At 63.0% G+C, this 20,336-nt stretch carries 21 protein-coding genes and 1 tRNA gene; 13 read left to right on the top strand and 9 right to left on the bottom strand.

Going from position 1 to position 20,336, the window contains the following annotated elements; genetic code table 11:
* Window positions 1-4: 4 nt before the first annotated feature.
* A complete protein-coding gene (locus ARUE_RS01040; RefSeq protein ID WP_014920409.1) occupies window positions 5-1,009 on the bottom strand; it encodes a LacI family DNA-binding transcriptional regulator in 1,005 nt (334 codons plus the stop codon).
* 210 nt (window positions 1,010-1,219) lie between these two features.
* On the opposite strand from ARUE_RS01040, the gene ARUE_RS01035 reads away from it, so the two are divergent.
* From ARUE_RS01035 to ARUE_RS01010, 6 genes are all read left to right on the top strand, one after another.
* The gene (locus ARUE_RS01035) at window positions 1,220-1,957 is read left to right on the top strand and encodes a GAF and ANTAR domain-containing protein (protein WP_014920408.1); all 738 of its coding nucleotides are present in this window, start codon (window positions 1,220-1,222) and stop codon (window positions 1,955-1,957) included.
* Window positions 1,941-2,198 (top strand): hypothetical protein, encoded by a 258-nt coding sequence (locus ARUE_RS01030; RefSeq protein WP_011772978.1) that lies wholly within the window; start codon window positions 1,941-1,943, stop codon window positions 2,196-2,198. The genes ARUE_RS01035 and ARUE_RS01030 overlap by 17 nt, the downstream gene beginning before the upstream one ends.
* Before the next feature lie 11 nt (window positions 2,199-2,209).
* Complete coding sequence (locus ARUE_RS01025) at window positions 2,210-2,998, top strand: GAF and ANTAR domain-containing protein (RefSeq protein ID WP_014920407.1); 789 nt, start codon at window positions 2,210-2,212, stop codon at window positions 2,996-2,998.
* Between the two features lie 124 nt (window positions 2,999-3,122).
* Window positions 3,123-3,845, top strand: coding sequence for a GAF and ANTAR domain-containing protein (locus tag ARUE_RS01020; RefSeq protein ID WP_014920406.1), 723 nt, complete (start codon window positions 3,123-3,125; stop codon window positions 3,843-3,845).
* Window positions 3,846-3,855: 10 nt separating this feature from the next.
* Window positions 3,856-4,152 (top strand): hypothetical protein, encoded by a 297-nt coding sequence (locus ARUE_RS01015; protein ID WP_011772975.1) that lies wholly within the window; start codon window positions 3,856-3,858, stop codon window positions 4,150-4,152.
* 108 nt (window positions 4,153-4,260) lie between these two features.
* Window positions 4,261-4,635, top strand: a complete 375-nt coding sequence (locus tag ARUE_RS01010) for a hypothetical protein (protein WP_011772974.1) — start codon at window positions 4,261-4,263, stop codon at window positions 4,633-4,635.
* On the opposite strand, the gene arfA is transcribed toward ARUE_RS01010, so the two are convergent.
* Window positions 4,632-6,158: an arabinosylfuranosidase ArfA gene (gene arfA, locus ARUE_RS01005; RefSeq protein ID WP_014920405.1), complete on the bottom strand. Its 1,527-nt coding sequence runs from the start codon at window positions 6,156-6,158 to the stop codon at window positions 4,632-4,634. The two genes, ARUE_RS01010 and arfA, sit on opposite strands and share 4 nt — an antisense overlap.
* A gap of 234 nt (window positions 6,159-6,392) precedes the next feature.
* Window positions 6,393-6,465, bottom strand: a tRNA-Lys gene (locus ARUE_RS01000).
* Between the two features lie 239 nt (window positions 6,466-6,704).
* On the opposite strand from ARUE_RS01000, the gene ARUE_RS00995 reads away from it, so the two are divergent.
* Entirely contained in the window at window positions 6,705-7,364 is a 660-nt protein-coding gene (locus tag ARUE_RS00995) for a hypothetical protein (RefSeq protein WP_011772972.1), read from the top strand.
* A 232-nt stretch (window positions 7,365-7,596) separates the two neighbouring features.
* Here the strand turns inward: ARUE_RS00995 and ARUE_RS00990 are convergent, their stop codons facing one another.
* Window positions 7,597-8,328, bottom strand: a complete 732-nt coding sequence (locus tag ARUE_RS00990) for a hypothetical protein (protein WP_014920404.1) — start codon at window positions 8,326-8,328, stop codon at window positions 7,597-7,599.
* A gap of 196 nt (window positions 8,329-8,524) precedes the next feature.
* Between ARUE_RS00990 and ARUE_RS00985 the strand changes: the two genes are divergently transcribed.
* The gene (locus ARUE_RS00985) at window positions 8,525-9,142 is read left to right on the top strand and encodes a DUF47 domain-containing protein (protein WP_043469600.1); all 618 of its coding nucleotides are present in this window, start codon (window positions 8,525-8,527) and stop codon (window positions 9,140-9,142) included.
* Between the two features lies 1 nt (window position 9,143).
* A complete protein-coding gene (locus tag ARUE_RS00980) occupies window positions 9,144-10,160 on the top strand; it encodes an inorganic phosphate transporter (RefSeq protein WP_014920402.1) in 1,017 nt (338 codons plus the stop codon).
* A 95-nt stretch (window positions 10,161-10,255) separates the two neighbouring features.
* Here the strand turns inward: ARUE_RS00980 and pstB are convergent, their stop codons facing one another.
* The 4 genes from pstB to pstS all read right to left on the bottom strand — a co-directional run bounded on the left by pstB (window position 10,256) and on the right by pstS (window position 14,399).
* Window positions 10,256-11,035 (bottom strand): phosphate ABC transporter ATP-binding protein PstB, encoded by a 780-nt coding sequence (gene pstB, locus ARUE_RS00975; protein ID WP_011772968.1) that lies wholly within the window; start codon window positions 11,033-11,035, stop codon window positions 10,256-10,258.
* A 68-nt stretch (window positions 11,036-11,103) separates the two neighbouring features.
* Window positions 11,104-12,207 carry a phosphate ABC transporter permease PstA gene (gene pstA / locus ARUE_RS00970; protein WP_014920401.1) on the bottom strand — a complete coding sequence of 368 codons (1,104 nt, stop codon included), beginning with the start codon at window positions 12,205-12,207 and terminating at the stop codon, window positions 11,104-11,106.
* On the bottom strand, window positions 12,208-13,140 hold the full coding sequence (gene pstC, locus ARUE_RS00965) for a phosphate ABC transporter permease subunit PstC (protein ID WP_017197022.1): 933 nt from the start codon (window positions 13,138-13,140) through the stop codon (window positions 12,208-12,210).
* A 137-nt stretch (window positions 13,141-13,277) separates the two neighbouring features.
* Window positions 13,278-14,399, bottom strand: coding sequence for a phosphate ABC transporter substrate-binding protein PstS (gene pstS, locus ARUE_RS00960; protein ID WP_014920400.1), 1,122 nt, complete (start codon window positions 14,397-14,399; stop codon window positions 13,278-13,280).
* 249 nt (window positions 14,400-14,648) lie between these two features.
* Between pstS and ARUE_RS00955 the strand changes: the two genes are divergently transcribed.
* Genes ARUE_RS00955 through ARUE_RS00945 form a run of 3 tightly spaced genes read left to right on the top strand, consistent with a single transcriptional unit; the run spans window position 14,649 to window position 17,868 of the window.
* Window positions 14,649-15,776 (top strand): FUSC family protein, encoded by a 1,128-nt coding sequence (locus ARUE_RS00955; protein ID WP_043469597.1) that lies wholly within the window; start codon window positions 14,649-14,651, stop codon window positions 15,774-15,776.
* A gap of 39 nt (window positions 15,777-15,815) precedes the next feature.
* A complete protein-coding gene (radA, locus tag ARUE_RS00950; protein WP_011772963.1) occupies window positions 15,816-17,189 on the top strand; it encodes a DNA repair protein RadA in 1,374 nt (457 codons plus the stop codon).
* A gap of 55 nt (window positions 17,190-17,244) precedes the next feature.
* Window positions 17,245-17,868: a Pr6Pr family membrane protein gene (locus ARUE_RS00945; RefSeq protein WP_011772962.1), complete on the top strand. Its 624-nt coding sequence runs from the start codon at window positions 17,245-17,247 to the stop codon at window positions 17,866-17,868.
* Here the strand turns inward: ARUE_RS00945 and ARUE_RS00940 are convergent.
* A complete protein-coding gene (locus tag ARUE_RS00940; protein WP_014920398.1) occupies window positions 17,865-18,563 on the bottom strand; it encodes a TetR/AcrR family transcriptional regulator in 699 nt (232 codons plus the stop codon). The two genes, ARUE_RS00945 and ARUE_RS00940, sit on opposite strands and share 4 nt — an antisense overlap.
* A 228-nt stretch (window positions 18,564-18,791) precedes the next feature.
* Between ARUE_RS00940 and ARUE_RS00935 the strand changes: the two genes are divergently transcribed.
* The gene (locus ARUE_RS00935) at window positions 18,792-20,315 is read left to right on the top strand and encodes an amino acid permease (RefSeq protein WP_014920397.1); all 1,524 of its coding nucleotides are present in this window, start codon (window positions 18,792-18,794) and stop codon (window positions 20,313-20,315) included.
* The last annotated feature ends 21 nt before the right edge of the window (window positions 20,316-20,336 follow it).

Below are 20,336 nucleotides of genomic sequence, written 5' to 3'. Positions count from 1 at the left end.
GGCCTTAAGGCGCGGACTGCCTGATACGCAACTCGAACACCGCCTCCGGCTGCTCAACGTTGGCCACGGCGTCTTTGCTTTCAATCCGCTGGATGAGGAGTTCGACGGCGCGCTCCGCAATTTCCGCCCGCCCCGGCGCCACCGTGGTTAACGACGGCGATGCGAACCGCGACTCATCAATGTCATCGAAGCCGGCCACGGCAATCTCCTCCGGAACTTTTCGTCCGCGGACCAGGAGCTCGTGGAGCGCGCCCAAAGCGAGGGCATCATTGAGCCCGAAAACGGCGTCGAATTCCACGCCGCTGTCCAGCAACCTCGCGGTGGCGTCAGCACCGGCGTCGCGCCGCCAATCGCAGGGGACCACCAACGCCGGATCATATGCCACACCAGCGGCAGCGAGCGCCGCCCTGTACCCGCGGAGGCGGAGGCCGTTGCTCCCGGCTTCGTCGCCGTCGTGCGCGCCAAGGACGGCTATACGACGGCGGCCACCCTCCAACAGGTGCGTGGTGACGGCGGCCGCAGCCTCCTGGTTTTGGATGAGGACCATGTCCAGCCGCGGATCCTGCACGAACTCGCCCAGGAGAACCAGCGGTTTCTTGCCGGCCGCGGCGATGATCTGCTCGGCGTCGAGCGCGAGCGGGATGAAGAGGAGCCCGTCGGTGAGGCTACGGAACTGGCCCTGAAGCGCAGCCTGCTCATGCTCTGCCTCGTTGCCGGATTGCTCCACCAAAACACGGTAACCGCGGGCCCAGGCCGCTTTCATGATGTCCGAGGCCAGTTCGGCGTAGTAAGGGATGGAAAGGTCGGCCAGCACTAAGCCGAGCATGCTGGTTTTCCCGGATCGGAGGCTGCGGGCCGTCAGGTTGGTTTCGTAGCCGAGCTCGTCAATGGCATCAAGGACGCGCTGCTTGGTGGCTGGCCGGATGAACTCGTAGTTGTTGATGACATTGGAGACTGTCTTCAACGACACTCCAGCCGCTCGTGCGACGTCGTTCATGGTGACGGCCATGCAGGTGCTCCTTCTCTACGTTGGTATACATCGTTGCAGATGCGTCTAGCGGGTGGGCTGTCTGTATCTTGTTGCAGGGCACAAGCGTAGTGTTTGAGGTAGGAGATTTCGGGTGGAGTCCGGAGTTGGATATCCGGGTTTTGCGCGATCACGAGCGCACAGCCGCCAGCTGGAGGTGTGTGGACTCCGGCGTTGCTGGAATGAGGCCGCATGGCCCAGTACAACGCAGTACCCACAGCCGAAGAATTGCAGGACCTGCTCCTCGAAAGTCCTGGCTTCTCAGAGTTCCTCCTTGGACTGACAACCATTTCTGCTTCCCTTTTGGGCGGGGAAACACCCATGCTCTGTGCCATCACCGTGGAGCGCGACGGCGGTCCTGCCACTGTGGCCAGCAGCACTGAAGCGGCCCGTGTGCTGGACGAAAAGCAGTACGAATTCGACGACGGCCCTTGCCTCACTGCGCTGCGCACCGGGCAGATGGTGCAGATTCCAGACCTGCACTCCGACATTCGCTGGCGGGGGTACGCCAACGCGATATCAGGGGCGCATGTCCGCAGCATGCTCGCCGTTCCCATCAGCACGGACAACGGGTCCGGTGCGGCGCTGAATTGCTATTCCAATGAAGTGGGAGCTTTTGATCCGGACACCGTGGTCGCAGTTCAGAGGTATGCAGATTCCCTGTCCAGGACCTTGCGGTTGGCCCTCCGCATGCATTCGTCTGATCCCTATCCTGCCGGGCTGAGGTCAGTGCTGGAGTCGCGCGCTGTTGTGGACGCGGCGATCTCCCTGTTCATGATGCAGAACCGGTGCAGCCGTGAGTCGGCCATGAAGCTTCTCCACCTGGCTTCCAGAAATACCGATCGTAGACTCCACGAGATTGCCAGGGACATGCTGACACGGTCAGGAGACCCTGACCAGGGAACGGGGAAGCATGACTGGACCCCTTAATTCCGCAGATGCCGCGCCGGATCCGCCGCGCAAGTTTGCGGGCGAGCGATTCAGGGACGCAGGCCTGAGCCTCAACGGTTTGTGGGCCTATTATTACGGCATCGGAGGGAACGCTGACGAATTCGACCTCGACGGATACCTCAACGGTCTAACAACGCTCGATCAGGCCCAAATGGCTCTGGTGGACACCGCCCTCGAAGAGCTCGGCAATGAGAGCCCGGGACGATCGGCGAGCTGGTAAAAGGACGGGAAATGACTGAGACTCAGCCATCGCACCACATCGGAAGCCCTCCCGGGCTGCGCCAGCAGGACACCGCAGATCTGACGGACTTTCTGGTGCGTTTGCAGGATATCCTCGTGGAAAACGAGGATATCCGTGAGTTCCTTCAGGACCTTGCCGAAATGACTGCTGCGAAGTTGACCAGGATCGGGAACACTATCGCTTGCGGAGTCACCGTTGTCCGGCAGAAAAAACCCGTAACCATCGCGGACAGCGACGCCTTGGCGCGGAGGTTGGACAAGATGCAGAACAGCTTCGGTGACGGCCCCTGCCTCACCGCTCTGCGGACCCGCACCGTCTCGCACGTCCCTGACGTAAACACGGAGGAACGCTGGCACTCCTATATGACGGCTGTTAGGGCCATGAAAGTGCGATCAATCCTGGCGCTTCCCATGGAACTGCAGGGCACCGGCGAAGCCGTTGTGAACCTGTATTCCACGCGTCCTCACGGGTTCTCCCAGGAGGACATCCAAGCCGCTGAACGCGTCACCGCTACAGCTGCAAAGTCGCTTCGCCTCGCGTTGAAGATGGCCCAGCTGCGGGATGCGCGTGAGAACCTCACCGCGGCGTTGGAGTCCCGCACCACGATCGATACCGCCGTCGGAATCATCATGGGGCAGAACCGCTGTAGCCGTGAAGCCGCGTTCCAGATCCTGGTCAAAGCTTCGAGCCACCGGAATATCAAGCTCCGCAGTGTGGCGGCAACTGTCATCGCAGGTGTCGCGGGCGACCAAGAGACTTTGATCTCATTTGAGGAATAAGATCCCCCATTTGGTCCGATCTTTGTTTGGCGGGAACCACTAGGCTGGAAGCCTGAGGCGGACTTCAAAGGACCGCTGAAATTGTCATGTCGGCCAGCCGACACGAAGGGCCGGAGAGAAAACCATGACGAAGAAGCAACTTCCTCTGGACGAACTCTCCACCGCCATTGGCAGGATCCTGGGCCTCCTCCTGACCGAGGAAAAGGTGGACCACGCTGTCCAAAACCTTTCCCAGGCCATCAGGGAGTCCGTTCCCGGAACCATTGGCGCCGGGGTGTCCATCCTCGATTCCCAGGGCCGCCGGACCAGCCGGGGTTTCACGGACTCCGTAGTGGAACAGGCGGATTTCCTCCAGTACGAGTTGGGCGAAGGTCCTTGCCTGACGGCGTGGGCTACCGAAGAGACGGTGTTGGTCCACGATCTCAGCGATGATTCCCGTTGGGCCCAGTGGAGTGCGGCAGTGAGCAGCCTCCCCATCAGGTCAGTGATCAGCGCTCCCCTTATGGCAGGCGGACAGAGCTTTGGCACCATCAAGGTCTATTCACCGGAGCCGGCTGCTTATGACACCGAAACCGCCAACCTCTTGGAACTCTTCGCTTCCCCCGCGGCCACCCTTCTGTCCCATATCCAAAGTGCCGAGACTCCCAAGCGCATCAGCGAGGGCCTGCAGTCAGCCCTCCAAAGCCGGGATCTGGTCAACCGTGCTTGTGGCATGCTCATGGAACGTCACGGGATCCCCCACGAGCTTGCTCTCCAGCGCCTCCTGAAACACACCCGCGATCACGGCAGTTCACTGCACCACATCAGCGCCGAGATAGTCGCCGGGATCCCGGCAGACAAGAACTAGGGCGCCGGACATGGGCTTCGACATCAACGAACCCGAGCAACGGAGCAAACTCCGAGCCGCGATCGATGCTGCGGGCATCAACATCGGCAACCTCTGGCTGTATTACTTCAGTATCGGCGGGTCCGTGGGTGAGTACGAGGTGGAGGCCTACCTGCAGGGCATGCTCTCCATCCCGGAACTCGAACGCGACCTGCTGGCCATGGCCGCCAATGATCTCCTGAACAACCACGGCGGCCCACGCGCACCCTACGCGGATGAGCTCCCCCAGGATGATCCCCCCGCATCTGAGGACCCTGAAACACCCTGAGCCCGAGTGCCCCGCATGCCGTCACACATCGCTCATCCCCTTGCAACAGCCCCGCAACAAAGATGCGCAATGCTGGGGCCAAGGACGGCGAGAGTAGAGGGGGCAGATATGACCATCGCAAACAGGGATCTTTTTCAGGCGTTGAAAACACAGGCCAGCCTGGCGCAGGCTTTCGGTACTTTGCCTGGCAGCCAAGATGAGCCGCACGCGCTGAACCCGGGCCAGTACATCGAGGCGTGGCACAACGGCCGCCTCTATCACCGGGGCACCGTGGTCAAGACAGTGGCGGGCACCGAGTTGTTCTGGCTCCAGGATGAAACAGGAAGCCGCCGGCTGCTGGACATGGAGTCAATGGAGATCGTGACGCTCGACGAGCCGGCTCCGGCACCTGCAACGCAGGCACCGGAACCGACCACGGCAGCCACCGTCACACCAATGTCGGCGTTTCCGATCTTCCGGGACGGTTCGCAGGCTATTGCCTAGGAGTTGAGAGTCAGGCGGATCATGCTCCAGCTCACGGCCGGAAGCTCGGTGGTGAGGCGGCCGCCGTCGAGCTTTACACTGACGTTTTCGGACGGCAGGACCGACGTCGAATCGTCAGCGGTTGCCTGCCAGTAGGGGTCCTTGTTCGTGTAGGTGACGGCCTCGATCACGCGCGCCGGGTTCAAGCTTCCGACGGCGGCATCCAGCGTCAGCGCGTCCGTCGCTGAACGGTTCACGGCGAAGACCACGGCCTCGTTGGCTTCTGCGTCGTAGGTCGCCACCGCTGACAACGCGGTGAAGCCAGACGTCTTTTCGCTGTCCAGCCGCGGGGACTCGACGGCGAGATTGAGCACCGTGCCTGCGGCGTGCTGCGAGGTGAGCGCGAACGGGTGGAACGTGGTCTGCTTCCACGCGCGGCCGCCCGGCTCGGTCATGATCGGTGCTATGACGTTGACCAGCTGCGCGAGGCTGGCGGAGTGGACGCGGTCCGTGTTCCGCAGCAGCGTGATCAGCAGGTCGCCCACCACCACGGCGTCAGCCACCGTGTAGCGGTCCTCGAGGAGCACCGGCGCCACCGGCCAGTCATCCCCCGTGGGCGCCTTGGACTCGTCGCGGGACATGTGCCAGACATTCCATTCATCGAAGGAAATGTTGACCTGCTTTTGTGACTTGATGGCCGACTTCACATGGTCAATGTGCGACACCAGATCCTTGATGAACGCCTCCATGCGGTGCCCTGCGGACAAGTGCTCCTGCAGGTCTCCGAAGTCCTCGAAGTACTGGTGCGCCGAAATCAGGTCCACCAGTTCGTAGGTCTCGTTGAGGACCACGCGTTCCCATTCGCCGAACGTGGGCATGGTGGGTGCCGAGCTTCCGCACGCCACCAGCTCCAGATCCGGGTTGACCATGCGCATGGCCCGCGCGGTTTCGGCGGCGACCCGTGCATACTCGCCTGCCTTCTTGTGGCCGATCTGCCAGAAGCCGTCCATCTCGTTCCCGAGGCACCACATCTTGATGTTGTGAGGTTCGACGGCGCCATTCGCCTTGCGCTGTTCGGACAGGGCCGTTCCACCCTTGATATTGGAGTATTCCAGCAGGTCAAGGGCTTCCTGGGTTCCTCTTGTGCCGAGGTTGACGGCCGTCATGGGCTCAACCCCGGCTTTCTCCGACCATTTGGCGAACTCGTCCACGCCCACCAGATTGGGGTCGCTGGAGTGCCAGGCGAGGTCGAGGCGCGTGGGGCGGTCCCCCTTGGGCCCTACCCCGTCTTCCCAGCGATAGCCCGAGACGAAGTTGCCGCCCGGGTAGCGGACCGTGGAGACGCCGAGTTCCTTGGTGAGCTCAAGGACGTCCGTGCGGAACCCGTCCTCGTCGGCCTTGGGGTGCTCCGGCTCAAAGATGCCCGTGTAGACGCAGCGGCCCAGGTGCTCCACGAAAGCGCCGAAAGTCTTCCTCCTGACAGGCCCGACGACGAAGGCGGGGTCGATGGTGATTTTAGCCGTGGGGTTTTCTTGGTTTCCCAAAGGGTGGGGTCCTTTTCTGCTGGTTCTTTGCCGATTTCTACAACGTTATAGAAACCATGCTGGCGTGGCCTTGGTGCAGGAGTCAAGAAGTTTTTTCGGGGAACCCCGCAAAACGGACAATTCACCCCTGCGTGCGGAGGTGAATTGTCCGTTGACGGGGGTCGGGGCGTCCGGGGTCCGGGCCAAAACAAAAAACAGGCCGGAGACTCAACGTCTCCGGCCTGCCTAGGAGGGTGGGCCCTGTGGGGATCGAACCCACGACCCACGGATTAAAAGTCCGATGCTCTACCAACTGAGCTAAAGGCCCCTCCAGCTGTAGAAACAGCCATGAATACTGTACCCCAACGTCAAGGCAGACAAGGAACTCAAGGTGACATGCGCCGTCGTCACCCACTTTGGGAACAGGTTCGACGGCGACGCGCGGCCGTAGCGGCGTGTCGCGCGTGATGCGGCGGCAAAGTAAGTGGTGGCGGCACAGAGGTACAGGAACAACCGCCCCGACAACCGTTACTCGACCCCACCAGAGCACAGGAGTACGGTGAAGTCATGAGCGAACAGCCAGGATCACGTGCGTACGGCGGAGCAAACAGGCACCACAAGCCCAAGCCCTTCGCGCCCATCGATTTCGAACCGTTCGCAGGTGGGGCTGACCCCGCGCGCGTTTCCGAGGCCGCGCACCTCGCGGCACAAGCCCTCGTCAGACGGGGCCGCGACAGCGACGACCCCAAGGTCACGCGCCGGCTGGTGAAACTGGCCGACGAACAGGGCCTTGAAGCCATCGCCGAGATGTGGGCTGAGAGCCCCGCGCGAAGCCTTCCGGGCGCGCTCTGGAGGCTTTACGCCCTCCGCGCCGCCACCATCCAGAACCCCGAGAAAATCTCGGTCTATTTCAGGGCCGGACGCGACACCGCGCAGGTTTCCAACGTGGTGGCCGGCGCAGCTGAGCCGCCCGGAGCAGATGAAATGAAGACCATGGCCGACGCCATTTTGTCCGGCGCCTTCGACGGCGAGTTCGACGTCGCGCTGGAACGTTCCGCCGCATTCTGCCGGGTAGTGGCGCTCGGCCAGGCGACCCTCGCCGACGGTGCTGAACACAGCAATGAAGGCCACGCCAGCAAGCTCACACGCAATTCGCACCAGCTGGTGAAGACGGCCGAAGACCTCGAGCATGCGGCCAACGCGTGGCGCCTGGGAGAGCTGGACTAAGCAGCAAAAGAGGCGAAACGTACCCACGTTGGGCCCGGCCTGTCAATGTTGACTTAGCCCGCCTGACGGTGAAAACTAAAACTGGTGTCGAACCGCGAAACCCCCGGGCTTCAACTTACAGCCGCTTCGAGCGGCCTACCGCCGAGAGGCGTATCCGGTTCGGCACCATTTTTATGCCCTGACGCAGTTTGCCCGGGCCGGCGCTGAGGCGGACCCGGGCAGACCAGCAGGACTACTTCAGCGTGACAGTGGTTTCCGCCTTGTCCTTCTTGTCGTGATCAAGGTCGCCGGCGGCATCCTGGGGCGTCATGGTGGCCGAGATTTCAGTTTCCTTGCCCGCGGTATAGCCGAAGTTTTCAGCGATATTGAAGGACTCACCCGGCTTCAGCACGAACGGGGCCTTCTCCTTGAGCTTGGTTCCGGTGCTGCTCAGCCCGTGCTTCTTGTACCCGTCGCTGCTGGAATCCGAGGGCATGCCGCCGAGGTACTTCCAGTCCAAGTACTTGGCCTTTGGAGTGACCAGCGAGTGGCTCAGGGGAATGTCTGCGGACGAGGTGTTGGTGACCACGTAGTTCAGGTACACCACGGGGTCGCCCTTCTTGAGCAGGTTTTCCTTGGTTTCCTTGTCCACGAACATGCTGTCCTTGGACGCCACGTCGGTGGCCACCTGGTAGATGTCCACGCTGAAGCTCTCGCCCTTGAGGCTGCCCAGCTTGTCCCCCGCCTCAGAGATGGGCAACGCCCAGGCCGCCACCTTGTACGAGCCCGAGGAGGTCCCGGCACCTTCCGACGACGTCGAGGCCAACGGGGAGGCGGACGCTGAGGGCGATGCTGACGCAGACGAAGACGACGACGACTCGGAACCACCCGCCGTCGAGCCCGCCGTTGCTCCGCCACAGGCGGTCAGTGCCAGCAGGCCAGCCGCCGCGAGGCTGGTGATTTTCACTACATTGTTGAGACGCACAATTCCCCCATTGATTGGATTAATTCGGTGTGTGACCAGCATTGCACGATTCCCCACGCTCAGCGATGGGGACAACTGCCCGCCACGCTCCCGGTCGCTTTCCAAGCGTCGTCGCCGGACCGGTAAAGTTGGGATCGAAATGGGCTGCGTCAAGTCAAGCCGCCCGCCGCCCGCCCGTCCCCAGCCCGGAAGCGAAATGAAGCTGCGCCTTTTTCCCCAGGAACCTGCCGGGCTCGTACTGCTCGCGCAGATGGCCGGCGTCATTGTTGCCGCTACTGGAACGCTCTCCGAAATCCTTGGCGCGCCTGCCAGTGAGCACCAGCGCCTCGCAGAAGAACTGCACGAGCACGAGTCCAAGTCCCTGGACCTCCACTTCGCGCTGCTGACTCACATGCGCACCAGCTTCGTGAACCCCCTCCCCCGCGAGGACATGTACACACTGTCCCGCCACCTCAATGAGGCCATGGAGAAGCTTGATGCTGCCGGAGACCTCGTGGCGCTCTACAAACTGGATCGCCTGCCCAAGCGTGCTGCAGACCAGCTGGAGATCATCAGCCGCCAAGCTGAGCTCACCGTGGATGCCATGCGGAAACTCGAGGACCTGGACGAACTTGAGGACTACTGGATCGAGATCCTTCGCCTGGCCAAGCGTGCAGAGCGGTCGCACCGGATCTGGGTGGCCGAGATGCTCAAGGATATGAAGTCCACGCAGTACGCGCGGCACCGGGACATCGCCAACCAGCTGGTGGAAGTTACCAAGGACATGCGGAAGGTCGCCACGCAGGTAGGCAGCATCATCGTCAAGGAATCATGACGTGACCATCGCCTTCCTGGTCCTCGTCGTTGCTTTGGCCTCCGGGTTCGCGTTCCTCAACGGCTTCCGCGACGTCTCCAACGCCGTCGCGCTGTCCACGCGGACCCGTGCCCTCACGCCGTCAATCGCGGTGCTCCTGGCTGCCATCTTCAACTTTGTGGGTGCCATGCTCAGCGGCACCTTTATCCTCGCCTTCACGCAATCGTGGATCACGTTGCCGGAGGGCGCCAGTGGGCTCACCATGCTGGCGTCCGCGCTTACCGCCGCCATCTTGTGGGGCGTGTACGCGTGGTGGCGGGGAATTCCCTTATCCTCCACGAACTCGTTGATCGGCGGCCTGATCGGCGCCGGGGCCGCGAGTGTCCTTGTGGGCGGCAACGCTGTGGGAGGCATGGACAATGTCCTGCTGACCCAGGTGGCCCTGCCCCTGGTGCTCTCCCCCGTCATCGCCTTCGTGGCCGCATACCTGCTGGTGTGGCCTGTCACGTGGGCTGCCCGCTACACCCAACCCAACGTGGTGAACCGGCGGTTCCGGCGGGCACAGGCCATCTCGACTGCGGCTGTGGCATTCGGCCACGGGCTCCAGGACGGTCAGCGCACGGCCGCTGTCATGGTGCTGGCCATGGTGGCCGCGGGCCTGTCCAGCGGCAGCGACGTGCCTCTGTGGATCCTGCTGGTCACCGCCATCATGCTCACTGCGGGCACCATGTTCGGCGGCTGGCGAATCTCCCACACCCTCGGCCACAAACTTATTCGGGTGGATCCGCTGCGCGGTTTCGTGGCGCAGACTCTGACGTCCGTAATGCTCTTCATCGGCGCCATCGGATTTCACCTGCCGCTTTCCACCACCCACACGTTGACCGCCTCCGTGCTGGGTTCGGGCGTGAATCAGCGGTTCCACACCGTCAACAGGCGCCTGGTCAGGAGGGTGCTGTTGTTCTGGGTGGCCACACCGTTGATCACGGCGGCCGCGGCCTTCATCCTGGAGCTGGCGTTCTCGCCCCTCGCGGACCTGTAAACCCAAGAAGGAACGACGGCGGCCGTACCCCCAAGGCGACGGCCGCCGTCGTTCTGTGCCGACTCCCCCCATAGAAGCCGGAACCTGCAGAACCCTTATCCGAAGCGGCCGGAGACGTAGTCTTCCGTTGCCTTCTGGCCAGGGTTGTTGAAGATGCTGGTGGTGTCAGCGAACTCGATCAGTTTGCCGGGCTTGCCGGTGCCTGCGATGTTGAAGAACGCGGTCTTGTCGGACACACGCGCGGCCTGCTGCATGTTGTGGGTCACGATCACCACGGTGTACTGGTCCTTGAGCTCGTTGATGAGGTCCTCAACGGCCAGTGTGGAGATGGGGTCCAGCGCGGAGCAGGGCTCGTCCATGAGGATCACCTGGGGCTCAACGGCGATCGCGCGGGCGATGCACAGACGCTGCTGCTGGCCACCGGAAAGGCCGGAGCCCGGCTTGTCCAAGCGGTCTTTGACCTCGTTCCACAGGTTGGCGCCCACCAGGGACTTCTCAACGAGGGCATCGGCTGCGCCCTTGGAGATCTTCTTGTTGTTCAGCTTCACGCCGGCCAGCACGTTGTCTCGGATGGACATGGTGGGGAACGGGTTGGGGCGCTGGAAGACCATGCCCACCTGCGTGCGGACGGTTACGGGGTCCACGCCGGGACCGTAGAGGTTGTCGCCGTCCAGAAGTACTTCGCCTTCGACGCGTGCGCCGGGAAGGACCTCGTGCATACGGTTCAGCGTACGGAGGAAGGTGGACTTGCCGCAGCCGGACGGGCCGATGAAGGCCGTGACGGACTTGGCTTGGATGTTGATGTTGACGTCCTCGACGGCCAGGAAGTTGCCGTAGTAGACATTCAGGTCTTTGACGTCGATGCGCTTAGACATGGTGTTCCTTTGTTCCTTGGGGGTGTGGAAGTTTGAAGGTGCCGCCCGATGACTGGCGGTCGGCCCGGCTAGCGTCCCGTTTTGGGTGCGAACAGACGGGCGATGAGGCGGGCTCCCAGATTCAGGAGCATCACCAGGATGATCAGCACCAGCGCGGCGCCCCAGGCACGCTGGTCCGAGGGAGCAGGGTTGGACGGCGACGTCGGGTTGAGGATCTGCGTGTAAATGAACGTGGGCAGCGAGGCCATCCAACCACCGAACACATTGTTGTTGATGGTGGTGGCGAAGCCTGCGGTCACCAGGATCGGCGCGGTTTCGCCGATAACGCGGGCGATCGCCAAGGTGACGCCGGAAGCGATACCGGAGATCGCCGTCGGAATAACCACTTTGGTGATGGTGCGCCACTTACGGACGCCCAGCGCGTAGGAGGCCTCGCGGAGCTCGTTTGGGACGATCTTCAGCATTTCCTCGCTGGAGCGAACCACAACAGGGATCATCAGGACGGAAAGCGCGACGGCGGCTACCGCACCGGTCTTGGTGCCGGGGCCCACGATGGCGAAGAAGAACGCTGCCGCGAAGAGGCCGGCCACGATGGACGGGATGCCGGTCATGACATCCACGAAGAACGTGATGGCGCGGGCCAGCGGACGATCGTTGCCGTATTCCACGAGGTAGATCGCGGTGAGGAGGCCTACGGGCACTGAGATGACCGTAGCAAGGAGTGTGATCTGGATGGTGCCCAACAGTGCGTGGTAGATGCCGCCCAGGACGGGGGCGCCTTCCTCCACTGCCTTGTTGTCGAAAGCACCCGTGACACCGTTCATGGAGGTGCCCAGGAAGCCGGGAGTGATGAGGCCGGGGATGCCGTTGACCAGCACTGTGACGATGACCGAGATCAGGGGCAGCAACGCAATCAGGAAGGCACCAACCACCAGGCACGTGGCGAGCTTGTCCTTGGCCTTGCGGGCACCTTCAACGGCACCGCTCCAGGAGACCAGGCCCACGGCGAACAGGATGGCGGAGACAATGCCCCACCCGAAGGCATTGAAGCCGATGAGCGCCAGGATGGCCGCGCCGACGATCAGTGCGACGGCCAGGACAATGTAGGGCGCGAACTTGGGCAGTTGGCCCTTGGTGAGCGCTGAGCGCTTGCGGACTACTGTGGCGGACATTTAGTTGGCTCCCGAGAATTCTTTGTGCCGGGTGATGATCCAGCGGGCGATCATGTTCACGCCCAGGGTGATGACGAACAGCACCAGACCGGCGGCGATCAACGTGTTGACCTTGATACCGCTGGCTTCCGGGAAGTTCAGGGCGATTTCCGCGGCGATGGTCTGGTTGCCGGACTGGATGAGGCTCGCGGTGAGGACACCGGAGGAGAGCACCAGGGCAACGGCCATGGTCTCACCTAGTGCTCGCCCGAGGCCCAGCATGATGGCGCTGATAATGCCCGGGCGGCCGAAGGGCAGCACCGCCATTTTGATCATTTCCCAGCGGGTAGCTCCGAGTGCGAGCGCTGCTTCCTCGTGCAGCTTGGGGGTCTGCAGGAAGATTTCGCGGGACAGGGAGGTAATGATGGGCAGGACCATGACGGAGAGGACGATGCCTGCGGTCAGGATGGTCTTGCCGGTGGCGGATGCCGGTCCCTCGAAGATCGGGATCCAACCGAGGTAGGTGGCCAGCCAGTCGTAGGCCGGGGAGATTTCCTTGGCCAGGAAAGCCGCACCCCAGGCGCCGTAGACCACGGAGGGGATGGCGGCGAGGAGGTCCACTACGTAGCCCAAACCGGAAGCGAGCCGGCGGGGGGCGTAGTGCGAAATGAACAGTGCCACGCCGATTGCCACGGGGGTGGCGATGACGAGGGCGATCACGGCGGCAATCAGTGTGCCCACCACAATCGGGGCGATGTAGGCGAAGAAGCCGTTGCCGCCCTGGATGTCCTCAGCCGGAGCGGTTAGGGCAGGGATTGCCTGCACCACAAGGAACAACGCGACTCCGAAGAGGACCGCGAGAATCAGGCACCCTGCGGCCATGGCGGCCCCGGAGAAAACCTTGTCCCCGGCGCGTCCTGCGCCTTGGGAGGTTGTCAGGGAGTTGGTGGTCACTTCACGATCCTTCAGTCTCAGTGAACTGGTCTTACATGGCTAAGTTCCCTGCCCTGCGCGGAGCGGCTCTGCGGCCACCCCGCGCGGGACAGGGAACTTCAGTGTTCAGCCGGGTTCAGCAAACCCGCCGGGAAACCTTAGGCCTTGGCCTTGATGGTTTCGATAGCGGCCTTTGCCTTGTCCTGCAGCGCCTTGGAGAGCGGTGCGGACTTGGCGGCGTCAGCTGCGGTCTTCTGTCCTTCGTCGGAAACGACGTAGGTTTCGAAGCCCTTGACCAGGTCAGCAACTTCCTTGGTCTCGTACGTGGTGCAGACAACGTGGTACGAAACGAGGACTACGGGGTAGGCGCCCGATGCCGTGGTCTTGCGGTCCAGCTTGATGGCGACGTCGTTGGCGGCGCGGCCGTCAACGGGCTTGCCAGCTTCGACGGCCTTGGCAGCGGCTTCGGCGGAGATCTTGACGAACTCGTCGCCAACCTTGATGGACGCAGTGCCCAGCTTGCCGGAAACAGCGGAGTCATCGGCGTAGGTCACGGCACCCGGGGTGTCGGTGACAACCTTGACGACACCGGAAGTGCCCTTGGCGTTTTCGCCCGGAAGTGTTGCAGGCCAAATGCCGGCGGCCTTGTCCGTCCAAACCTCGGGAGCAGCAGCTGCGAGGTAGTCGGTGAAGTTAGTGGTGGTGCCGGAGTCGTCAGAGCGGTTTACGGGGGTGACCTTGAGGTCCGGCAAGGTGACGCCTTCGTTGAGGGCGGCGATTGCGGGATCGTTCCAGTTGGCGATTTCGCCGCGGAAGATCTTTGCCACGGTGACGGCGTCGAGCTTCAGGTCCGTGACGCCGGGGACGTTGAAGGCAACAGCGATCGGGGAGATGTACACCGGGATGTTGATGGCGCCTTCGGGGCCGCACTTGGCCTTGGAGCTTTCGAGCTCCTCGTCCTTCAGGTAGGCGTCCGAGCCGGCGAACTGCGCCGAGCCATCGATGATGGCCTTGCGGCCTGCGCCGGAGCCGTCCGGGGAGTACTGAACTGTTGCGCCGGAGTTTGCGGCGGAGAAGCCGGCCTTCCAGGCGTCCATTGCTGCGCCGGTGGAGGAGGCGCCAATGCCGGTCAGGGTGCCGGTGACCTTGGGGCCGGAGGCTGCCGACTGGGTGCCGCCAGTGGTGCCCGTTGCGTTGTCTGAACCGCAAGCAGTGAGCGCGAGAGCGCCGGCTGCGATGACCGCGATTGCCGCGTTGCGGCCGAAGTGAGTTGCCTTCACTTGGATGTGCCCCTTCCAGGGATTCTTCGATGCGGGCCGAACGGAGATTTCGGCGTGCGCGAGCTATGGACCAATGTGTTCCTTTACTGAAGGTAAGGAGCGCAGGTAACGGGACCTGCGGTGAAAGGTGAACGGAAGGTGAACGACGGCGGACCATTGGGTTATGCGGCGCGCGCCACCTTGAGCGGAACATGCCCTGCGGTAGTTGCACTTCGTGGGAACGCCAGCCGGGCAAATAGACTGGAACGCATGGCCGCCGCGAAGGGATTTTCTGCAAGCAAGAGGTTCCTGCGTGCCAGAGTCCGGACGGGCCTGGTCCGTAGCCGCAATTCCCTGACGCCGGCCATCCAGATGACGGTGTGTGCTGTGGGCGCCTACGCTTTCGCTGAGTACGTGCTCGGTCATCAAGGGCCGCTGTTCGCTGCTACTTCATCCTTGATAGCGCTCGGCTTCTCCCGCGATCCGCGTCTGCGTCGCGTGATCGAGGTAGGCCTTGGCTGCACACTGGGCATCGTGGTGGGCGACCTGCTGCTTCACTGGCTGGGCGCCGGGATCTGGCAGGCCGCCGTCGTTCTTCTCTTCTCTATCCTGTTGGCCAGGTTCCTGGACAGCGGCACGATCTTCACCACCCAACTGGGTTTGCAGTCGTTGCTGGTGGTGCTGCTGCCGGCGCCGGCCGGCGGGCCTTTCACGCGAAGTTTGGACGCCGTGATCGGCGGCGTTTTTGCGTTGCTGGTGACCATTCTGGTGCCGAAGGATCCGCGGCGGGAGCCCCGCAAGGACGTACAGAAAATCTTGTATGAGCTCGCGGAAGTGCTGCGTGAATGTGCCAAGGCCATGATCGACAGCGATTCCACCCAGGCCTGGCATGCCCTGATCCGTGGCCGAAACTGCCAGCCGCTGGTGGACCGGATGCGGCAGACTTTGCGGGCTTCCGGTGAAGTTGCGACGCTGGCACCAGCCCACAGGAGGCATCGCGACGAACTCGCCGGTTTGGAGCATTCGCTGGAGTACATCGATCTTGCGCTGCGTAACAGCCGCGTGTTTGCGCGGCGCCTCACCAGTGCGATCAACCATGCCGCGTTGTCCGACGAAGCGATCGACAGTATCTCCGAAGTCCTGCAGGAAACCGCTGCTGCGATCGATGAGATGACCATCGGCCTCTCCGAGCAGAGCGAAGGGACACGCAGGGTTCACCTCCGCCGTGCCCGCAACGAGCTCGCGGACATCGCTGCCCGGTTGCATCCCAAGATGCTCGACGTCCAGAGGCTCGAGGGCGAAACCGTGGTCATGCTGTTCCGTCCGCTCATGGTGGACCTGCTGGAGGCGAGCGGGATGGAGCCGGAAGAGGCCCGGGCGGTCCTGCCGGCGCTTTAGCGGCTAATACTGTCAGCCCCCGCCACTACGCTTGAACCCATGGCTTCCAAGACCTCCCGCGCATCCAAAACACCCGCTTACAAGTGCGCCGAATGCGGCTGGACGGCCGTCAAGTGGGTGGGCCGTTGCGGTGAGTGCCAGGCCTGGGGAACGGTTGAGGAGTACGGCGCCACCGTAGCGCGTACGACGGCGGCGGCAACCGTTTTGGAGCCGGCCCGCCGTATCGCTGAGGTGGATGGGACCACCGCGGCGTTCCTGCCCACCGGAGTGGACGAACTGGACCGCGTCCTCGGCGGAGGGCTCGTTCCAGGTGCCGTAATACTGCTGGCCGGGGAGCCCGGCGTCGGGAAGTCCACGCTGTTGCTGGATGTAGCGGCGAAGTTCGCACGCACCGGGCAGGATGTCCTGTACATCACCGGCGAAGAATCCGCGGCACAGGTGAAGCTGCGCGCTGAGCGGATCGACGCCGTCGCCCATACTCTTTATCTTTCTGCCGAAACTGATCTCGGGCAGGCGCTTGGCCAGGTGGAGAAGTTGGAACCCAAGCTGCTGATTGTGGACTCCGTGCAAACGCTGAGCAGCGCGGATGTGGAGGGCAGCGCCGGTGGTGTGTCGCAGGTTCGCGAGGTCGCGGCGTCGATCATTTCAGCGGCCAAGCGACGCAACATGACCACGCTGCTGGTGGGCCACGTGACCAAGGAAGGCACCATCGCCGGCCCGCGTTTGCTGGAACACTTGGTGGACGTCGTGTGCCAGTTCGAAGGCGAGCGCCACTCCCGCCTGCGCCTGCTGAGGGCCGTCAAGAACCGCTATGGCGCCACGGACGACGTCGGATGCTTTGACCTCAATGAGGCCGGCATCGAGGGACTGGCTGATCCCAGCGGGCTGTTCGTCTCACGCACGCGTGAGCCCGTTTCGGGCACGTGCATCACAGTGACCATGGAGGGTCGCAGGCCGCTGCTGGCGGAGGTTCAGTCCCTCCTTGCCGAAAGCGCCAACTCGCAGCCGCGCCGTGCCACCAGCGGGCTGGAAAGCTCCCGGGTTGCCATGTTGCTCGCGGTACTTCAGCAGCGGGCGGGCTGCATGCTTCATAAGGATGATTCCTATGTGGCAACCGTGGGCGGCGTGAAGCTCACCGAACCGGCCACGGACCTGGCCGTCGCACTGGCTGTGGCGTCGGCGAAGTCCCGCAAGGCACTCCCCCAACGGCTGATTGCTTTCGGCGAGGTTGGCTTGGCCGGCGAGGTGCGTCCCGTGCCGGGGATCAACCAGCGCATCCAGGAAGCACACCGGCTTGGCTTCACGCACGCCATTGTTCCGGCGAGCCCGGCCGGTGCCGGTGTTATCCCGGAGGGATTCTCTGTGCGCGAAGTGGGTCATCTGGCTGAGGCGCTGGAACTGCTGATCACGTAATCCTGCCGGGGTGTCGGGTGCCTCCAGAGCCGGGTGTTCAGCGAGGATGAGAGGCATGACCAAACGGAATGTGCTTATCGGGGGACGCTTTTTCTTTGGCCTTCTGACCTTGGTGGCGGTGGGAACACAGCTGACGGTTCATCTGGGCATGGGCTACGACTTCTGGAACTTCTTCAGCTACTTCACCAACCTGTCCAACATCTTCGCCGCGTTGGTGCTCCTGATCAGCGGCTACAGGGTGTTGGTCCGGAAGCGCCCCAGCGAGCTTGATGACGTCACTCGGGGCACTGCCACCATCGCCATGGCCGTGGTGGGCCTGGTATTTGGTGCCCTTCTGGCTGGCGAAGACCTTGGATCCCTGCTCCCCTGGGTCAACTTTGTGGTCCACTATCTGATGCCCGTGGTGATGGTTGCGGACTGGCTGTTTCAACCGCCCAGGGCCACCCTGCGCCCCAAGCACATTTGGTATTGGCTGCTCTACCCGATTGGCTACCTGGTTTACAGCCTCATTCGCGGTGCGTTCGTCAACTGGTACCCGTACTGGTTCATCGATCCCGCCCGGGCCGGCGGTTGGGGCGGCGTGGTGGTGTTTGCCGTGGCCATCTCAGTCGGCTTCCTGCTGGTGAGCTTGGCGATGCTGTGGCTGGGGAACAAGTTGAAGCGGCAGGTGGACTACTAGGCGCTTTTCATGGACGACACCCGCTCGGGTACGTCTCCAAACCGGCTGATGAGATCTCTACTGGCAGTCCTCACCGCCGGAAGCTCCCGTTTGAGGCCGGCGAGGATCATCACCGTATCTGCCGTGGTGGACGCCGAGTCCGTTGAGATGAGTCCGTCCGCGCGGAGGTTGATCAGGGACTCCACAAGCCGGAATGCGGTATCTCCGAGGCCCTGGTCGGCATCGGAGACGCGCGCGAGCTCCCGACCCAGCTCCGAGTAGATGGCCCTGAGTTCTTTTCGGGCTGCCATGAACGGCTGAAAGATCTCGGCCCTCGCCTCCGGCAGGTGATAGAGCACCCCGAGGTTCCAGCGGGAATTACAGAGCTGGGAGCCGTCGAACAGCACCACCGCGTGCAGTCGTGCCGCAGCCGACACAGCGTCAGCCGAGTGCTGACGAATCGCCCGCGCGAAGTCCAGGCTGGTGGATACCGTCCCGCCGAGGAGTTCACCCAGGATCTCGTCCTTGGTGGAGAAGTGGTGATACAGCGACGATTGCCGGATTCCCACGGCATCGGCGATGGCCCGCGTGGAGGTGTTCGCGAACCCTTGCCCCGTGAAAAGCTCGGCTGCCGCGTCCAGTATTTCGTCACGGGCGGTGGCTCCAGGGCGCACCGCCTGCTGCTTGCGGGGGCGTCCCGGTCCGGCTGTAGTCACCCTTCATTCTTGCATCGCGGCGACTGCAAAGGGCCCCTTCATTAGGTGCTCCCAAGATGGTGAGTTTTCATTTACACCCCGGAAATACGCGGTAACCAAGGCTTTACATAGGCGAAACGCTGCGGGGACACCGCGCTGGAAAACTATCAAGTGACCGATATTCCGGACGGGTGGTCAGAAACCTCTCCGGGCTGGTTCCACATCCCGTTCCAGACACGGAGAAACCCGATGACTTCCACCCTTTCGACGGCGACCAGCCGCACCGACGATGCAGACCTGACAGCACTTGGCTACCAGCCCACCCTGCACCGCAAGCTGGGCCGCTACGCATCATTCGCCGCAGGTTTTTCGTTTGTCTCCATCCTCACCACCATCTTCCAGCTCTTCGCCTTCGGCTTCTCCTTTGCCGGTCCGGCCTTCTTCTGGACGTGGCCGGTGGTACTGGTGGGCCAATTGCTTGTGGCATTGAACTTCGCGGAGCTCGCCGCCCGTTACCCGTTGTCCGGGGCCGTCTATCAATGGTCGCGACGCATGGGCGGCGAGGTGGTGGGCTGGTTCGCCGGCTGGTTCATGTCCATCGCCCAGGTCATCACTGCTGCCGCCGCCGCCATCGCGCTCCAGGTGGTCCTCCCCCAGTTGTGGGATGGCTTCCAAGTGGTAGGCGGCGACCCCTCACTGACGTCCCCCACTGGTGCGGCGAACGCAGTCATCCTTGGCGCCGTACTCCTGGTGATCACCACGGTGATCAACTGCCTGGGCGTGAAGCTCATGTCGCACGTAAACTCCATCGGCGTCACCTGCGAGATTGTGGGCGTCGCCGCGGTGATCCTTGCCCTGTTCTCGGCCGCGCAGCGCGGCCCCGGGGTAGTAGCGGACGTCAGTGTTGTCACAACCTCGGACCTTGGAGCAGTGGGTGCCTTCCTGGTGTCCGGGTTGATGGCCGCATACGTGATGGTGGGCTTCAACTCCGCCGGCGAACTCTCGGAGGAAACCAAGAACCCCCGCAAGACGGCCCCGCGCACTATCCTTTCCGCACTGATTATCTCCGGTATTGGCGGCGGACTCATGATCATCGCCGCACTGATGGCAGCGCCAAGTCTGGACGACGGCCGGCTCGCCACCGAGGGACTGCCCTACGTACTCACTGCCGTGCTGGGTACGTTCTGGGGCAAAGTGCTGCTGGTTGACGTGGCAATCGCCATCTTCGTCTGCACGTTGGCCATCCAAACGGCAGGTTCGCGGCTGGTGTTCTCCATGGCTCGCGACGGCAAACTTCCAGCCTCCGCCCTGCTCTCGCGGGTCCACCCCCAGCGCGGAACCCCCATGTGGCCCTCCATCGCGATCGGCGCCCTGGCTGTGGGCATCCTCGCCATCAACATCGGCAACTCGGCACTCTTCACCACCCTCTGCAGTGTGTGCATCGTGATGGTGTACCTGGCGTACCTGATGGTCACGGTGCCGCAGTTGCTCAGCCGTTTCAGGGGCGATTGGCGCAGGGTAGGGCAGACCATGCCGGGCGGGCTCTTCTCACTGGGGCGTTGGGGCTTGCCGGTCAACATCCTGGCCGTGCTGTATGGCGCACTGATGGTCGTCAACCTTTCCTGGCCACGCCCCGAAGTGTACGACCCCTCCGGCGAACACGGGATCCTGCTCTTCTCCGCCCCCATCATGGTTGGCGCCGTCCTCCTCCTGGGCATCTGGGTCCGGCGGAACATCCGGGTCCGGGAAAACAAGGGCGCTACCGCCGGCTGACCCCTGCCACCGCCAGTTCCA

It is taken from the genome of Arthrobacter sp. Rue61a, from assembly GCF_000294695.2.
In the GTDB taxonomy this organism is placed as follows: domain Bacteria; phylum Actinomycetota; class Actinomycetes; order Actinomycetales; family Micrococcaceae; genus Arthrobacter; species Arthrobacter aurescens_A.
Note: the sequence above shows the minus strand (reverse complement) of the source record. Positions and strands in the feature narration are given on the sequence as shown.

What these genes read in the sequence shown, in the direction of transcription:
- pstA (WP_014920401.1), bottom strand. Translation starts at nt 12,207, where the DNA reads ATGTCCGCCACAGTAGTCCGCAAGCGCTCAGCGCTCACCAAGGGCCAA.
- ARUE_RS00945 (WP_011772962.1), top strand. Translation starts at nt 17,245, where the DNA reads ATGACCAAACGGAATGTGCTTATCGGGGGACGCTTTTTCTTTGGCCTT.
- ARUE_RS00955 (WP_043469597.1), top strand. Translation starts at nt 14,649, where the DNA reads ATGGCCGCCGCGAAGGGATTTTCTGCAAGCAAGAGGTTCCTGCGTGCC.
- pstB (WP_011772968.1), bottom strand. Translation starts at nt 11,035, where the DNA reads ATGTCTAAGCGCATCGACGTCAAAGACCTGAATGTCTACTACGGCAAC.
- ARUE_RS01010 (WP_011772974.1), top strand. Translation starts at nt 4,261, where the DNA reads ATGACCATCGCAAACAGGGATCTTTTTCAGGCGTTGAAAACACAGGCC.
- ARUE_RS01020 (WP_014920406.1), top strand. Translation starts at nt 3,123, where the DNA reads ATGACGAAGAAGCAACTTCCTCTGGACGAACTCTCCACCGCCATTGGC.
- ARUE_RS00985 (WP_043469600.1), top strand. Translation starts at nt 8,525, where the DNA reads ATGAAGCTGCGCCTTTTTCCCCAGGAACCTGCCGGGCTCGTACTGCTC.
- ARUE_RS01040 (WP_014920409.1), bottom strand. Translation starts at nt 1,009, where the DNA reads ATGGCCGTCACCATGAACGACGTCGCACGAGCGGCTGGAGTGTCGTTG.
- ARUE_RS01030 (WP_011772978.1), top strand. Translation starts at nt 1,941, where the DNA reads ATGACTGGACCCCTTAATTCCGCAGATGCCGCGCCGGATCCGCCGCGC.
- radA (WP_011772963.1), top strand. Translation starts at nt 15,816, where the DNA reads ATGGCTTCCAAGACCTCCCGCGCATCCAAAACACCCGCTTACAAGTGC.
- ARUE_RS00935 (WP_014920397.1), top strand. Translation starts at nt 18,792, where the DNA reads ATGACTTCCACCCTTTCGACGGCGACCAGCCGCACCGACGATGCAGAC.
- ARUE_RS01015 (WP_011772975.1), top strand. Translation starts at nt 3,856, where the DNA reads ATGGGCTTCGACATCAACGAACCCGAGCAACGGAGCAAACTCCGAGCC.
- ARUE_RS01025 (WP_014920407.1), top strand. Translation starts at nt 2,210, where the DNA reads ATGACTGAGACTCAGCCATCGCACCACATCGGAAGCCCTCCCGGGCTG.
- ARUE_RS00995 (WP_011772972.1), top strand. Translation starts at nt 6,705, where the DNA reads ATGAGCGAACAGCCAGGATCACGTGCGTACGGCGGAGCAAACAGGCAC.
- ARUE_RS01035 (WP_014920408.1), top strand. Translation starts at nt 1,220, where the DNA reads ATGGCCCAGTACAACGCAGTACCCACAGCCGAAGAATTGCAGGACCTG.